The organism is Nocardia beijingensis NBRC 16342 (assembly GCF_001612785.1).
Classification (GTDB): domain Bacteria; phylum Actinomycetota; class Actinomycetes; order Mycobacteriales; family Mycobacteriaceae; genus Nocardia; species Nocardia beijingensis.
This window is the reverse complement of sequence record NZ_BDBC01000068.1, coordinates 40,214-54,007: the sequence shown is the minus strand read 5'-3', so window position 1 is coordinate 54,007 and position 13,794 is coordinate 40,214. Positions and strand designations below refer to the sequence as shown.

The 13,794-nt window shown below is 68.1% G+C and carries 14 protein-coding genes and 1 pseudogene; 9 read left to right on the top strand and 6 right to left on the bottom strand.

The window, feature by feature from the left end; translation table 11 throughout:
* The 6 genes and pseudogenes from NB3_RS35740 to NB3_RS30910 all read left to right on the top strand — a co-directional run.
* Nucleotides 1-665: pseudogene (locus NB3_RS35740) on the top strand (serine/threonine protein phosphatase); the annotation flags it as partial.
* Nucleotides 665-2,149 carry an FtsW/RodA/SpoVE family cell cycle protein gene (locus NB3_RS30930; RefSeq protein WP_067810277.1) on the top strand — a complete coding sequence of 495 codons (1,485 nt, stop codon included), beginning with the start codon at nucleotides 665-667 and terminating at the stop codon, nucleotides 2,147-2,149. The pseudogene NB3_RS35740 and the gene NB3_RS30930, both read left to right, overlap by 1 nt.
* A complete protein-coding gene (locus tag NB3_RS30925) occupies nucleotides 2,146-3,612 on the top strand; it encodes a peptidoglycan D,D-transpeptidase FtsI family protein (protein ID WP_067810275.1) in 1,467 nt (488 codons plus the stop codon). Before NB3_RS30930 ends, NB3_RS30925 begins: the two co-directional genes overlap by 4 nt.
* Nucleotides 3,613-3,649: 37 nt before the next feature.
* Nucleotides 3,650-5,167, top strand: a complete 1,518-nt coding sequence (locus NB3_RS30920; RefSeq protein ID WP_067810273.1) for a protein kinase domain-containing protein — start codon at nucleotides 3,650-3,652, stop codon at nucleotides 5,165-5,167.
* A complete protein-coding gene (pknB, locus tag NB3_RS30915; RefSeq protein WP_067810272.1) occupies nucleotides 5,164-7,065 on the top strand; it encodes a Stk1 family PASTA domain-containing Ser/Thr kinase in 1,902 nt (633 codons plus the stop codon). The genes NB3_RS30920 and pknB overlap by 4 nt, the downstream gene beginning before the upstream one ends.
* Before the next feature lie 97 nt (nucleotides 7,066-7,162).
* Nucleotides 7,163-7,582: a CBS domain-containing protein gene (locus NB3_RS30910; protein ID WP_067810270.1), complete on the top strand. Its 420-nt coding sequence runs from the start codon at nucleotides 7,163-7,165 to the stop codon at nucleotides 7,580-7,582.
* Nucleotides 7,583-7,762: 180 nt separating this feature from the next.
* On the opposite strand, the gene NB3_RS30905 is transcribed toward NB3_RS30910, so the two are convergent.
* Together NB3_RS30905 and NB3_RS30900 are read right to left on the bottom strand one after the other, a co-directional pair.
* Nucleotides 7,763-8,443 carry a RibD family protein gene (locus NB3_RS30905; protein WP_084823820.1) on the bottom strand — a complete coding sequence of 227 codons (681 nt, stop codon included), beginning with the start codon at nucleotides 8,441-8,443 and terminating at the stop codon, nucleotides 7,763-7,765.
* Nucleotides 8,440-9,084: an aminodeoxychorismate/anthranilate synthase component II gene (locus NB3_RS30900; RefSeq protein ID WP_067810269.1), complete on the bottom strand. Its 645-nt coding sequence runs from the start codon at nucleotides 9,082-9,084 to the stop codon at nucleotides 8,440-8,442. Before NB3_RS30900 ends, NB3_RS30905 begins: the two co-directional genes overlap by 4 nt.
* A 97-nt stretch (nucleotides 9,085-9,181) precedes the next feature.
* Between NB3_RS30900 and crgA the strand changes: the two genes are divergently transcribed.
* On the top strand, nucleotides 9,182-9,445 hold the full coding sequence (gene crgA, locus NB3_RS30895; RefSeq protein WP_039803465.1) for a cell division protein CrgA: 264 nt from the start codon (nucleotides 9,182-9,184) through the stop codon (nucleotides 9,443-9,445).
* 89 nt (nucleotides 9,446-9,534) lie between these two features.
* The gene (locus NB3_RS30890) at nucleotides 9,535-10,020 is read left to right on the top strand and encodes a PH domain-containing protein (RefSeq protein WP_067810267.1); all 486 of its coding nucleotides are present in this window, start codon (nucleotides 9,535-9,537) and stop codon (nucleotides 10,018-10,020) included.
* 64 nt (nucleotides 10,021-10,084) lie between these two features.
* Here NB3_RS30890 and NB3_RS30885 read toward each other — a convergent pair whose 3' ends face one another.
* Nucleotides 10,085-10,957 (bottom strand): rhomboid family intramembrane serine protease, encoded by an 873-nt coding sequence (locus tag NB3_RS30885; RefSeq protein ID WP_067810265.1) that lies wholly within the window; start codon nucleotides 10,955-10,957, stop codon nucleotides 10,085-10,087.
* Nucleotides 10,958-10,961: 4 nt separating this feature from the next.
* On the bottom strand, nucleotides 10,962-11,489 hold the full coding sequence (locus tag NB3_RS30880) for a peptidylprolyl isomerase (RefSeq protein ID WP_067810293.1): 528 nt from the start codon (nucleotides 11,487-11,489) through the stop codon (nucleotides 10,962-10,964).
* Between the two features lie 106 nt (nucleotides 11,490-11,595).
* Between NB3_RS30880 and NB3_RS30875 the strand changes: the two genes are divergently transcribed.
* The gene (locus tag NB3_RS30875) at nucleotides 11,596-11,808 is read left to right on the top strand and encodes a hypothetical protein (protein ID WP_067810264.1); all 213 of its coding nucleotides are present in this window, start codon (nucleotides 11,596-11,598) and stop codon (nucleotides 11,806-11,808) included.
* Nucleotides 11,809-11,824: 16 nt separating this feature from the next.
* Here NB3_RS30875 and NB3_RS30870 read toward each other — a convergent pair whose 3' ends face one another.
* Together NB3_RS30870 and NB3_RS30865 are read right to left on the bottom strand one after the other, a co-directional pair.
* Nucleotides 11,825-12,667 carry an ABC transporter permease gene (locus NB3_RS30870; protein WP_067810263.1) on the bottom strand — a complete coding sequence of 281 codons (843 nt, stop codon included), beginning with the start codon at nucleotides 12,665-12,667 and terminating at the stop codon, nucleotides 11,825-11,827.
* The gene (locus tag NB3_RS30865; protein ID WP_067810291.1) at nucleotides 12,664-13,665 is read right to left on the bottom strand and encodes an ATP-binding cassette domain-containing protein; all 1,002 of its coding nucleotides are present in this window, start codon (nucleotides 13,663-13,665) and stop codon (nucleotides 12,664-12,666) included. The genes NB3_RS30870 and NB3_RS30865 overlap by 4 nt, the downstream gene beginning before the upstream one ends.
* Between the last annotated feature and the right edge of the window lie 129 nt (nucleotides 13,666-13,794).

Below are 13,794 nucleotides of genomic sequence, written 5' to 3'. Positions count from 1 at the left end.
GACGGGCCGCCGCCGCGCCCGAGCCGCCCGCGAAGAAGTCGCACCGGCTGCGCTGGATCGTGCTCGCGCTTGCGCTCGTCGTCGCGGTCTGCGTCGGTCTCGTGGTCGGCTACAAGATGATCCGCAGCAACTACTACGTCGGGGCCGACGACGGTTCGGTGGTGATCCTGCGCGGGTTGCCCGGCTCGATCCTCGGCTACTCGATCCACGACGTGAACCTCGTCGGATGCGTGACCCGCAACGGTGAACTCACCTTGACCGAGCCCGGCGAGAACGTGCCGTCGGCGTGCAAGCCGTTGAAGGTGACCGATCTGAAGCAGACCGGCCGCGACCAGGTGGACAAGGGCTTGCCGCCCGGTTCGCTGGACAAGGCCAGGGATTCGATGACCTACCTCGCCCAGCGCGAACTGCTGCCGCCGTGCGCGGTCAAGGAATCGGCGCCGCAGCCGGGAGTCGTCCCGTCGCCGGCCGAGACCGCGGCGCCCGCGCCCAACGGCGCTCCGCCCGCTCCGGCCACCGGCGCGCCCGCACCCGCACCCGCGCCTGAGCAGGGCGACGCCAGGGGCACCGAGATCAAGACGCCGACGACGTCGACTCCCGCCGCGCCGACCAGCACATCGCCCGCCCCCCAGACCGCGGGGGAGAACTGCCGGGTGACGGACTGATGTCCGCGCCGGCACCGCCGTCGGCTGGGGCTTTTCCCAGTCCCCCTGGCGGCTTCGCTCCCGCGCCACCGCCGAGCACCAGACGCAACGTCGAACTGTTGCTGCTCGGGGCGGCGGCGGTGATCACCACCGTGTCCCTGTTCCTGGTCGAGGCCAGCCAGGAACAGTCGATCACCTTGGACATCGCCAAATACGGCTTGGCCTACCTGGCGTTGTTCGCGGTGGCGCACCTGGCCGTGCGGCGATTCGCTCCGTTCGCCGACCCGCTGCTGTTGCCGATCGTCGCGCTGCTCAACGGACTCGGTCTCGTGCTGATCCACCGGCTCGACCTGGCCGACCAGCAGACCGCCGCCTACAACTCGTGGGCGGCCCCTTCGCCCGACGCCAATCAGCAGATCCTGTGGACCGCGCTGGGCACGATCGTGTTCATCACACTGCTGATCGCACTGCGCGACTACCGCACCTTGGCCCGCTACAGCTACACCCTCGGCCTCATCGGCCTTGTCGCGCTGGCCATCCCCGCGCTGCTGCCGAGCGCGTTCTCCGAGACCAACGGCGCGAAGATCTGGATCCGGCTGCCCGGGTTCAGTGTCCAGCCGGGTGAGTTCGCGAAGATCCTGCTGATCATCTTCTTCGCCTCGGTGCTGGTGGCCAAGCGCGAGATCTTCACCGCCGCCGGGCGCCACGTGCTCGGCATGGAGTTCCCGCGCGGCCGCGACCTCGGCCCGATCCTCGCCGTCTGGGTCGTCTGCATCGGCGTGCTGGTGTTCGAGAAGGACCTCGGCACCTCGCTGCTGATCTTCAGCACGGTGCTGGTGATGCTCTACATCGCCACCGAACGGGTCGGCTGGCTGGTCATCGGCGGCGGACTGCTGGCGCTCGGCTTCGTCTTCGCCTATCAGCTGTTCGGCCACGTGCGGGTCAGGGTGGAGACCTGGCTGCACCCGTTCGACGACTACAACAACACCGGCTACCAGATCTCGCAGTCGCTGTTCGGCCTTGCCACCGGCGGTCTGGCCGGAACCGGCCTCGGCAGCGGCAGGCCCAACCAGGTGCCGTTCGCCAAGACCGACTTCATCGTCACCACGATCGGCGAGGAACTCGGGCTGATCGGGCTCGCCGCGGTGCTGATGCTGTTCCTGGTGTTCGTGGTGCGCGGGCTGCGCACCGCGCTCGCGGTGCGCGACAGCTTCGGCAAGCTGCTCGCGGCCGGTCTGTCGTTCACCATCGCGATCCAGCTGTTCGTCGTGGTGGGCGGGGTGACCAAGCTGATTCCGCTGACCGGTCTCACCACCCCGTTCATGTCCTACGGCGGGTCTTCGCTGCTGGCCAACTACGCGTTGCTGGCGTTGCTGATCAAGATCTCCGACGCCGCCCGCGCACCCGCCCCGGTGCGCAAGAAGGAACCGGCGCCGATCGCCGACGCGCAGACCGAACTGCTGCGGCGCGATGGCGGGCGACCCGAGGCGGGGCAGCTGACATGAACACTCCACTACGCCGAGTCGCGATCGCGGTGATGGTGATGGTCGTCGCGCTGCTGGCGAACGCCACCTACGTCCAGGTGATCAAGGCCGACGATCTGCGCTCCGATCCACGCAACTCCAGGGTGCTGCTGGACGAATACGCCCGTCAGCGCGGGCAGATCTCGGCCGGCGGCACCGTGCTGGCCAGCTCGGTCGCGACCGATGACCGCTACAAGTACCTGCGCACCTATCCGAGCGAGCCCGCGGCGTACGCGCCCGCCACCGGCTTCTACTCGATGCAGTACGGCAGCACCGGTTTGGAACGAGCCGAGGACTCGGTGCTCAACGGCTCCGACAGCCAGCTGTTCGGCAGCCGTCTCGTCGACTTGATCTCCGGCCGGGATCCGCGCGGCGGCAACGTGCTCACCACGCTCAATCCGGTGATGCAGCAGGTGGCTTACGACCAGATGACCAGCAAGGGCTACACCGGTTCGGTGGTAGCGATCGAGCCGAGCACCGGCAAGATCCTCACCATGGTCTCCACGCCGAGCTACGACCCGAACCTGCTGTCCGGGCACGACGGCGCGCGCGGCACCCAGGCGTGGGAAACCCTGAGCGCGGATCCGAACCACCCCATGTTGAATCGCGCCATCTCGCAGACCTATCCGCCCGGCTCGACGTTCAAAGTCGTGGTCACCGCCGCCGCGCTGGCCAACGGCGTCGCCACGCCCGACGACCAGTTCACCGCGGCGCCGAACATCACGCTGCCGGGCACCAGCACCACGCTGGAGAACTACAACGGCTCCACCTGTGGTCCCAACCCCACCGCTTCGCTGCTCGAGGCGTTCCGGCGCTCGTGCAACACCGCCTTCGCCGAACTCGGCGTCAAGGTGGGCGCCGCGAACCTCAAGGACGAGGCGGCCGCCTTCGGCGTCGGCCCGCACCGCGGCATCCCGATGCCGGTGGCGGAGAGCACCGTCGGCACCATCTCCGACGACGCCGCCTTGGCCCAGAGCAGCATCGGTCAGCGCGACGTCGCGCTGACCCCGCTGCAGAACGCGGTCGTCGCGGCGACCATCGCCAACGGCGGCGTCCGGATGGAGCCGTACCTGGTCGATCAGTTGCAGGGCCCGGACCTGAGCGAGCTGTCGAAGACCAAGCCGGTCTCGGTCGGCCAAGCCGTCAGCGCCGATGTAGCGTCGACCGTGACGAACATGATGATCGCGTCCGAGGGCAACACCGCTGGAGGTAACCGGACCCCTTATCAGATCGCGTCCAAGACCGGCACCGCGGAGCACGGGAGCAACCCGCGCAACACGCCGCCGCATGCTTGGTACATCGCGTTCGCCCCCGCGCAGAACCCGAAGATCGCCATCGCGGTGATCGTGGAGAACGGTGGGGACCGGGCGCTTGCCGCGACCGGTGGTTCGGTCGCCGCGCCGGTGGCTCGCGCGGTTCTCGACGCCGGTCTTCGAGGGGGCTGAACGATATGGATGTGCGAGTGAAGGTACGGGGACCTCGATGCTGAACAACGGTGCGATGATCGCCGACCGGTATCGGCTGCAGCGACTGATCGCGACCGGCGGCATGGGCCAGGTCTGGGAAGCGCTGGACACCAGGTTGGACCGCAGGGTCGCGGTCAAGGTGCTGAAATCGGAGTTCTCGGCCGACCCGACGTTCCGGCATCGATTCCGCACCGAGGCGAAGACCACCGCCCAGCTGAATCACCCCGGTATCGCGGGCATCTACGACTACGGCGAGACGATCGACCCGCAGGGCAGCGAAATCGCGTACCTGGTCATGGAGTTCGTCCAGGGCGAGCCGCTGAACACGGTGCTCAACCGTTTGGGCAGGCTGTCGGTCGCCCAGGGCCTCGACCTGCTCGAACAGACCGGGCGCGCGCTCGAGGTCGCGCACCGCGCCGGCGTGGTGCATCGCGACGTGAAGCCGGGCAACATCCTGGTGACCCCGACCGGGCAGGCGAAGATCACCGACTTCGGTATCGCCAAGGCGGTGGACGCCTCCCCGGTGACCAAGACCGGCATGGTGATGGGCACCGCGCAGTACATCGCGCCGGAACAGGCGGTCGGCGAGGACGCCACCGCGGCGAGCGACGTCTACTCGCTCGCCGTGGTCGGTTACGAAGTGCTGGCCGGACAGCGGCCGTTCACCGGCGACGGCGCGCTCACCGTCGCGATGAAGCACGTGCGCGAGACGCCGCCGCCGATGCCCGTCGATCTGCCCGGCAACGTGCGCGAACTCATCGAGATCACGATGGAGAAGGACCCGGCGCGCCGCTACGCCAGCGGCGGCGAGTTCGCCGACGCGGTCGCCGCGGTGCGGGCGGGCCGCCGTCCGCCGCCGCCGAGTGGCATGCACCCCGCCGCGCCCTTGACCGGCGCGACGCGCGTGCTCCCGCCCGGCCCGACCGCCGTGATCCCCTCGACGCCATCCGACTTCGACGGGGCGACGGTGCGCTACTCGACGCCCGCCGCGGGTGCGGTGGGCGCGGCGAATCGCGCGGGCACGATCGCGGCTCCGGCCACCGTGCTGAGCCGCGGCGCCGCCGATCAACCGCCCGCTGGCGGTAAGGGTCTCAGCACCACGCAGAAATGGCTGACCGGCCTCGGCATCGGCGCCGTATTGCTCGCCGCGCTCACCGCTTACCTGCTGTTCGGTGGCGACACCAACCCGGATTCCACGCCGACACCGACCGCGACGTTCGCGCCGAATACGAAGCCGGCTCCGCCGGTGGCCACCACGACCACCCCCAAGGCCGTACCCGCGCCGGTGGAAACCGAGACCTACGAACCGACCACCACCGAGCCGAAGACCACGACACCGGAACCGACGACGACCACCGCGCCGCCGACCACCACGGCACCGAGCACGACGAAGCCGACGACCACCGCGCCCACCGCCACCGCGACCCGCCCGCGCATCCCGACGCTCGACATACCATTCCCGGAGATTCCCGGTGCCCGGGGGCCTTCGGCCACGCGCAGCGGATCCGCCACTTCTTCGCAAGGACTGCCATGACGACCCCGAAGAACCTCTCGTCTCGCTACGAGCTGGGCGAGATCATCGGGTTCGGCGGCATGTCCGAGGTGCACAAGGCCCGCGACGTCCGGCTGAGCCGGGATGTGGCGATCAAGGTGCTGCGGGCGGACCTGGCCCGCGATCCCACGTTCTACCTGCGGTTCAAGCGCGAAGCGCAGAACGCGGCCGCGCTCAACCATCCAGCCATCGTCGCGGTGTACGACACCGGCGAGGCGGAGGTGGACGGCGGTCCGCTGCCGTACATCGTGATGGAGTACGTCGACGGCGACACGCTGCGCGACATCGTGCGCGGCAAGGGGCCGCTGCCGCCGCGGCGCGCGATGGAGATCATCGCCGACGTCTGCGCGGCCCTGGATTTCAGCCACAAGGCCGGGATCGTGCACCGCGACATGAAGCCCGCCAACATCATGATCAACCGCTCCGGCGCGGTGAAGGTGATGGACTTCGGCATCGCGCGCGCGATCGCCGACAGCTCCAATCCGATGACGCAGACGGCGGCGGTGATCGGCACCGCGCAGTACCTCTCGCCGGAACAGGCGCGCGGCGAGACGGTGGACGCCCGCTCGGACGTCTACTCCGTCGGCTGTGTGCTGTTCGAGATCCTCACCGGCGAGCCGCCTTTCACGGGTGACTCGCCGGTCGCCGTCGCCTACCAGCACGTCCGGGAAGACCCGCGACTGCCGTCGCACGTGTACTCGGGGGTGCCGCGCGAGCTGGACTCGGTCGTGCTCAAGGCGATGAGCAAGAACCCGGCCAACCGGTACCAGACCGCCGCCGAGATGCGCGCCGATCTGATCCGGGTGCTCGGCGGCCAGAAGCCGAGCGCCCCCATGGTGATGACCGACGAGGACCGCACCACCATGATGGGCGCGGACGAGCCACCGCCGCGCAACTACCGCACCGTCGAGCGGCACGACGACACCGCCGAGCAGGATCCGGCCGAGCCGAACGGCGGACGCCGGACCGCCTACATCGCGCTCGGCGCGGCCGCGGCCGTCGCCGTGGCTTTCGCCTTGTTCTGGGTGCTGCTCGGGCCTGGCAGCCGACCGGACCAGGTCGCCGTCCCCGACTTGTCCAACAAGTCCTCCCAGCAGGCGCAGGACGCGTTGCAGAAGCTCGGCTTCACGGTGGCGATCCAGCAGAAGCCGGACAGCAAGGTCGCCACCGGCAATGTGATCGCGACCCAGCCGTTGGGCGGCTCGCGGATCGACGAGGGAAGCACCGTCACGGTGCAGGTGTCCTCCGGGCCCGCCCAGGTGCAGGTGCCGAAACTCACGGGGTTGACCCAGGAGCAGGCCGAGCAGGTGCTGAATTCCAAGGGCCTGCGGATCAACCCGAACGTCGAGCGCAAACCGTCGAGCACCGCCGAAAAGGATCAGGTGATCGAGCAGAATCCGTCGCCGGGTTCGAAGGTCGACGTCGACTGGGAAGTCGTCGTCACGGTCGGCACCGGCCCGGAAGCGGTTCGCGTTCCCTACGTCGTCGGGCAGACGATCGACGTGGCCCAGCCGAACATCGAGGGCAACGGCTTCAAGGTCGTCGTGCAAGAGGTGCAGTCCTCGAAGCCGAAGGGCGAGGTGGTCGCCTCCAGCCCGGCCGGAGGCAGCAGCGCGGAGAAGGGCTCGACGGTCACCATCCAGGTATCGGCGGGCGACCTGAAGATGCCGTCGCTGGTCGGTCTCACCGTCTCGCAGGCGGTGGAGAAACTGCGGGCGGAGGGCTGGACCGGAAGCACCAGCCAGATCAGCCAGTCCCCGCAGGGAACCTTCGACGCGAGCAACGTCGGACGCATCCTCAGCCAACAGCCGTCCGCGGGCAGCTCGATCCAGAAGAACAGCGCCATCCTGGTCGGTGTGGGAGTGCTCGGCCCGCCGTGATCGGCGGTATCCAGAAAACGAGACCATCCGGTGTGAATTGCGGGAGAATGATGCTGCTCCATCCCAATCAGCGCAGCTGAGCACGAGGAGGTAGCTCATGACCACTGCCAGGGACATCATGAAACCGGGCGTTCAGTGGATCGGCAAGGACACGACCATCGAGCAAGCCGCACGCACCATGGCCGAGCTCAACGTCGGGTCGCTGATCGTCTCGGACGACAACGAGCGGATGTGCGGCATCGTCACCGACCGCGACATCGTGGTGAAGTGCATCGCCCAGGGCAAGAACCCCGCGAACTGCCGCGTCGAAGAACTGTGCGAAGCGACGCCGCGATGGGTCGATGCCAACGCCGACATCGAGGAAGTCCTCGATGAAATGGAGAGCAACCGGGTCAAGCGCATGCCGGTGATCGAGGACAAGCGGCTCGTCGGCATGATCAGCGAAGCGGACTTGGCCCGGCATCTCGACGACAACCAGCTCGGCGAGTTCGTGACCGCCGTCTACGGGCGTCCGTAGACTTCCCACCCGCGCGGAGAGCGGCGCCCGCCGCCCTCCCGGCCTCTTCTACGCACTTCGGCACGGCCCTCCGTGGTTACCCACAGTCCGGTCCGAGGTGCCATGTGAGCCGACGCCCGGCCGCGGGCGGCGAACCCGCCGTCCCCGGTGGGTCGCTCCGCTGTTGAGGGGACTCCCGCGTCAGGTCCGGTCGGCCTTCGGCAGATACCGCAGCACGGCGACATCGCCGACTTGCGCCACGCCCGCCAGTCGCATCCTGCGGTGTGGCGCGCCCGGGAAATCGGCCGGATCGAGGAAGCGTGGGGCCGCGACGTCACCCACCAGGATCGGGGCCACCGCGAGGTGCAGTTCGTCGGCCAGATCGGCGGCGAGGAACGCGGTATGGATGCGGGTGCCGCCCTCCACCATGAGACGGTCGATACCGCGGCGGCCCAGATCGTCCAACAGCGCGCCGAAGTCGAGTTCGGCGCCGAGATCCACCACCTCGGCGAGTCCGGCCAGCCGGGCGGTGAGTTTCGCCGCGCCGGCTGCCGTGGTGTAGACGAGCTTGCCGCCGCCGTGGTGCCAGAACCGCAACCCGGGATCCAGCTCGCCGCTCGCCGAGACCGTCACCTTCAACGGATGTTCCGGCTTGCCCGCGGCGAGCCGGGCCGCCCTGCGCTCGGCGCTGCCCACGAGCAGTCTCGGATTGTCGGTGCGGAGGGTATGCGCTCCGACCAGGATGGCGTCGGACTCCGCGCGGACCTGGTCGACCCGATCGAAGTCCGCCGCGTCGGATAAATGCAGCCGCTCGGGACTCGCGTCGTCGATGTACCCGTCGATGCTCATCGCGACCGACAGCAGCACATGCGGACGGGTCACTGCAGCACCAGCGCGGCGACCTCCGCCTCCAGCGTCCGCACCAAGCCCTCTGCGGGACGCTCACCGCATACGCCGAGCCAGTTCGCCAGCATCCGGTGCCCGCCCTGGGTGAGCACCGACTCCGGGTGGAACTGCACACCGTGGATGGGCAGGGTGCGGTGCCGCATGGCCATCACGATCCCGCTCTCGGTGCGTCCGAGCACCTCGATCTCCTCCGGCAGGGTGTCTTCGAGCACGGTGAGGGAGTGATACCGCGTGGCGGTGAACGGATCGGGCAGACCGGCCAGCACGCCGGCGCCGATGTGGAAGACGTCGCTCGTCTTCCCGTGCAGCAATTCGGGAGCCCTGGTGACGGTGGCGCCGAACGCCTCGCCGATCGCTTGGTGGCCGAGGCACACGCCGAGCAGTGGGACACTTGCCTCCGCGCACGCGCGCACCAACGGAATACTGGCGCCGGCACGGTCGGGCGTGCCTGGGCCGGGACTGATCAGGACGCCGTCGAAATCTCCGACCACCGCGCTGGTGTCGGCCAGATTCGGGTCGTCGTTACGCCAGACGACCGCTTCGACACCCAGTTGGCCGAGGTACTGCACCAGGTTGAAGACGAAGCTGTCGTAATTGTCGACGACCAGAACACGCATGGCATCGAGATTACGTGCCCGCCCGGCACCGCGTCGCATCCATTACCTGTTGGGATAGCCTAGAGACCACGACCTGCACGCCGAATACGAGGACGTCATGCCCAAGTCGAAGGTCCGTAAGAAGACCGACTACACGATCAACCCCGCCAGCCGGACCCCGGTGAAGGTGAAGGCCGGGCCGTCTCCGGTCTGGTATGTCGCCATCATGCTCGGGTTCATGCTCGCCGGGCTGGCCTGGCTGCTCGTCTACTACTTGGCGGCCGAGCAGATCAGCTGGATGAACGACCTCAACGCCTGGAACTTCCTGATCGGCTTCGGCCTGATGGTGGTCGGCCTGATCATGACGATGCGCTGGCGCTGAGCGGCGACATCGACCGGATTACAGACGTGTCATTCATGCACACCTGTGGATGAGCCTGTGGACAACTCGAGGAGCGATTGGGGAGTGCGGTGAGTTCGGAGTCCGCGGTACCCGGCCCGCCGGACCGCGACCAACCGAGCCTGGCCTGGACGACGCCCACCCCCGCGCTGGTCGCGGTCGCTCTGGGCGGCGTCGCGCTGGCCGTCGCGGCGCTTGTCAGCACCGAGGCGGCGAGCCGGCTGCTCGTAGGGTTGGCAGCCGCCGGGCTGCTCGCCCTCGCCGCGCTCGGATTCCGGCAACGCCCGCGACTGTCCGTGGTGCCCGGCGCGCAGCCACGCATGGTCGTCCGCACACTGACGGGACCGGACGAGTACACCCCGGAGCAGATCATCCGCGCCCGCGTCGTGAGCTACCGACGCCTGGGGCGCAAAATGCCGATGCTGGAACTCGACGTCCAGCGGGACGGCACGGACCGGCTGCTGATCTTCGGCCGCTGGGATCTGGGCGCCAATCCGGAGTTCGTCTATCAAGACGTGGTCGCCGCCATGCGGCTCACCCAGGACAAAACCCGCTGACCAGGCCGCGGCCGGGAAATTCGGCGGCCGACCGCGAATGTTTCACGTGAAGCGAATCCCACTGTCAGGCAGTGGAAGTGACCGCGCCCACGACCACCAGCCCGAGCGCGGCGATCGCGACAAGCGCCACCGCGACCCAGCCGACCGTCCGGGCCGCTTGCGGCGTGCGCACGCGCAGCCAAGCCGGCAGGAACAGGATGCCAAGGGTCGCCAGGGTGCCCGCGGCGAGGCCGCCGAGATGCCCCCAGAGCGAGATGCCGGGCAGCGACAGACTGATGAACACGTTGATGCCGATGATGATGAGCATCTGATTCGGGTTCTGCCGCAACCGGAGCAGGATGATCGTGATCGCACCGAACAGGCCGTACACCGCGCCGGACGCACCCGCCGTGAGGCTGTTCTGCGTCAACAACATGACCCCGGCGGACCCGCCGAGCAGCGAGACCAGATACACCGCCAGATAGCGCAACCGGCCGAGCACCAACTCGGCGTCCCGGCCCACCACGTACAGCGCGAACATGTTCAGCAACAGGTGGATCGGACCGTAGTGCAGGAACCCCGAACCGAGCACCCGCCACCATTCGCCATCCGCGACCGCCGGTGCGTACAGCACCCAGTCGAAGAACAGCGCGGAGCCGAGCTGATTGTCCATCAGGCTCTTGGCCTGGGCGGCGGTGATCGCGTAGATCACCACATTGATCGCGATCAGCGCGTAGGTCACGTAGGGCGCGGACGTCCGGGGAGCTGCCGCACCGGAGACCGTCCGCACCGGGGCGACGTCGCGCTGCTCCGCGCGCAGACAGTCGACGCAGTGCTGTCCGACGGCCGCGGGACGCAGACACTCCGCACAGGACGGCCGCCCGCACCGCGTGCAGGCCAGGCCGGTCGGACGATTCGGATGGCGGACGCACGTGGGTGCGGGCGGCTGGGGGTTCATAGTCTCATTCGATCGTGATCTTGGTGATGACGACGGGCTCCAGTGGCCGGTCGTTGCGATCGGTCCTGGTGGTCGCGATCGAGTCGACGACCTTCCTGGAATCCGGGTCGACCACTTCACCGAAGATCGTGTGCTTGCGGTTGAGGTGCGGCTGCGGACGGACGGTGATGAAGAACTGGGAGCCGTTCGTGCCCGGCCCCGCGTTGGCCATGGCCAACAGGTAGCCCCGGTCGAACCGCAGCTCCGGATGGAATTCGTCGCCGAATTCGTAGCCGGGGCCGCCGCGGCCGGTGCCGGTGGGATCGCCACCCTGAATCATGAAACCCGCCATCACGCGATGGAAGAGGGCGCCGTCGTAGAACGGGCCGCTGTTACCTCCGCTGGCGTTCGCGGTGGTGTACGGCGCCGAACCGTCGGCGAGACCCAGGAAGTTGCGGACGGTCTTTGGCGCGTGGTTACCGAAAAGCGCGAGCTTGATATCGCCGTGATTCGTGTGCAGCGTTGCCACGGATGTCTGATTCGGTGAGGTCACGCCGCCCATCGTGCCACGGTCGGCGCGGCGACCGCGGAACTGGGCCGGACGGCGCTGTGAGCTGGGCCTCCTGCGCGAATCGCAGGGCTGTGCCTAGAGTGGTCCCATGACCTCTGGGCGCCTGCCTGTCTCTTCGCGTTCACGTAATCGGCTTCTCCTCGCCGCCGCCGTCGCGCTCGCGGGTGGCGTGGCGTATCTGGTTCGCACCCGGCGGCCGCAACCGCCGGAACCAGCGCCCGCGCCGCCGCGCATCGGATACTCCCGCAACGGCTCCGCGCCGACCCCACTGGCGGAAGCCGGCGCGGAGACCGATCGCTGACTCGGGCGCAGCGGGATCAGCGACTGACCGTCTTCTTGTACTGACGCAACGCCAGCGGCACGAACACCACCATGATCACCACCACCCAGGCCAGCGAGGTGATCACCGGGTGCTGCAACGACCAGGCGTCGCGCGCCGGTGCGATCGGACTGGTGTTGCCGAACAGGTCACGTGTCGCCTGGGTCAGCGCGGACACCGGGTTCCATTCGGCGATCACCCGCAGCACCGTCGGCAGCTTCTCACTGGGGACGAACGTGTTGGCGATGAACGTGAGCGGGAAGATCACCATGAAGCTGGCGTTGTTGAACACCTCCGGCGCCCGCACCAGCAGCCCCACCACGGCCATGATCCAGGACACCGCGTAGGCGAACAGCAGCAACAGGACGTAAGCCAGCACCGCGTCCAGGAACGATCCGCGGATGCGCCAGCCGACGAGCAGGCCGGTCAGCGACATGACCGTCAGGCTGACCACGTTGATCACCACATCGCTGATCGTCCGGCCGACCAGCACCGCCGACGAGGCCATCGGCAGCGAGCGGAATCGGTCGATGATGCCCTTCTGCATGTCCTCGGCCAGCCCTGCACCGGTGAAGGTGGCGCCGAACACCACGGTCTGCGCGAAAATGCCCGCGATGAGGAACTCGCGGTAACCGCCGGAGAGGCCGGGCACGTCGATCGCCGCGCCGAAGACGTAGGCGAACAGCAGCACGAACATGATCGGCGAGAGTGTGGAGAAGATCAGGACGTCGGGTACCCGCTTGATCTTGATGACGTTGCGTTTCGCGATGGTCACACTGTCGCTGACCACTATGGACAGTCGGGCGCCCAGCGCGGGCCTGGCCGGTGCCGTCGCGGTCATCGGATCGTTCCTTCCGTAGCTTCCAGCTTGTCGTTCGCCGGTTCGTTGCCCGCGATCGTCTCCGCTTCATGACCGGTGAGGGTGAGGAAGACGTCGTCCAGCGACGGGCGGCGCAGGCCGACATCGTGGATCCGCACGCTGTGCTCCGCCAGCCGGCCGACCGCCTCCACCAGCGCCTGCGATCCGTCGGAGACCGGGACGATGATCCGGCGCAACGCCGGTTCCAGATGGATCTCCCCGTCGGCCAGGCTCTTCAGCGCGGCCTCGGCCGTCGCGAGATTCTCCACGCGATCGACCGTCAGCTCGATACGGTCGCCGCCGACCATGGTCTTGAGTTCGTCGGCGGTGCCCTCGGCGATCACCTTGCCGTGGTCGATCACCGCGATCGAATCGGCCAGCCGATCCGCTTCCTCCATGTACTGCGTGGTGAGCAGCAGCGTGGTCCCGCCTGCGACCAGTTCTTCGATGACGTCCCAAAGATCGAGGCGCGCACGCGGATCCAGCCCGGTGGTCGGCTCGTCGAGGAACAGCACGGGAGGGTTCGCGACCAACGCGCCCGCCAGGTCGAGACGACGGCGCATACCGCCGGAATAGCCCTTGACCGGCCGGTCGGCGGCGTCGGTGAGCCGAAACCGTTCGAGTAATTCGCGCGCGCGTTCCTTACTCCGCTGCACGCCCATGTGATACAGACGCCCCACCATTTCCAAATTCTCGAAACCGGTGAGGTATTCGTCGACCGCGGCATACTGCCCCGATGCCCCGATGCGGGAACGCAACGTCTGTGGATCGCGCAGCACATCGATTCCCGCGACCGTCGCGTGCCCGGCATCCGGCGTCAGCAGGGTGGTGAGGACGCGGACGGTGGTGGTCTTGCCTGCGCCGTTGGGTCCGAGCAGTGCGGTGACGGTCCCTTCCTCGACCCGCAGATCCAGTCCGTCGAGGGCCACCAGCTGGCCGTAGCGCTTGACCAGACCCTCGGCGACTATTGCGTCGGGCATGATTCTCCTGAGGTAGACGAGTTCGATGCGCATCGGTGCGACGCCGCGAGATCCTGGCGCCGATCAATTCGCTGGATCGGGTGACCGGCCGATACCCGAGACAGTATTGTCCCGGCCGCCGACGATTTC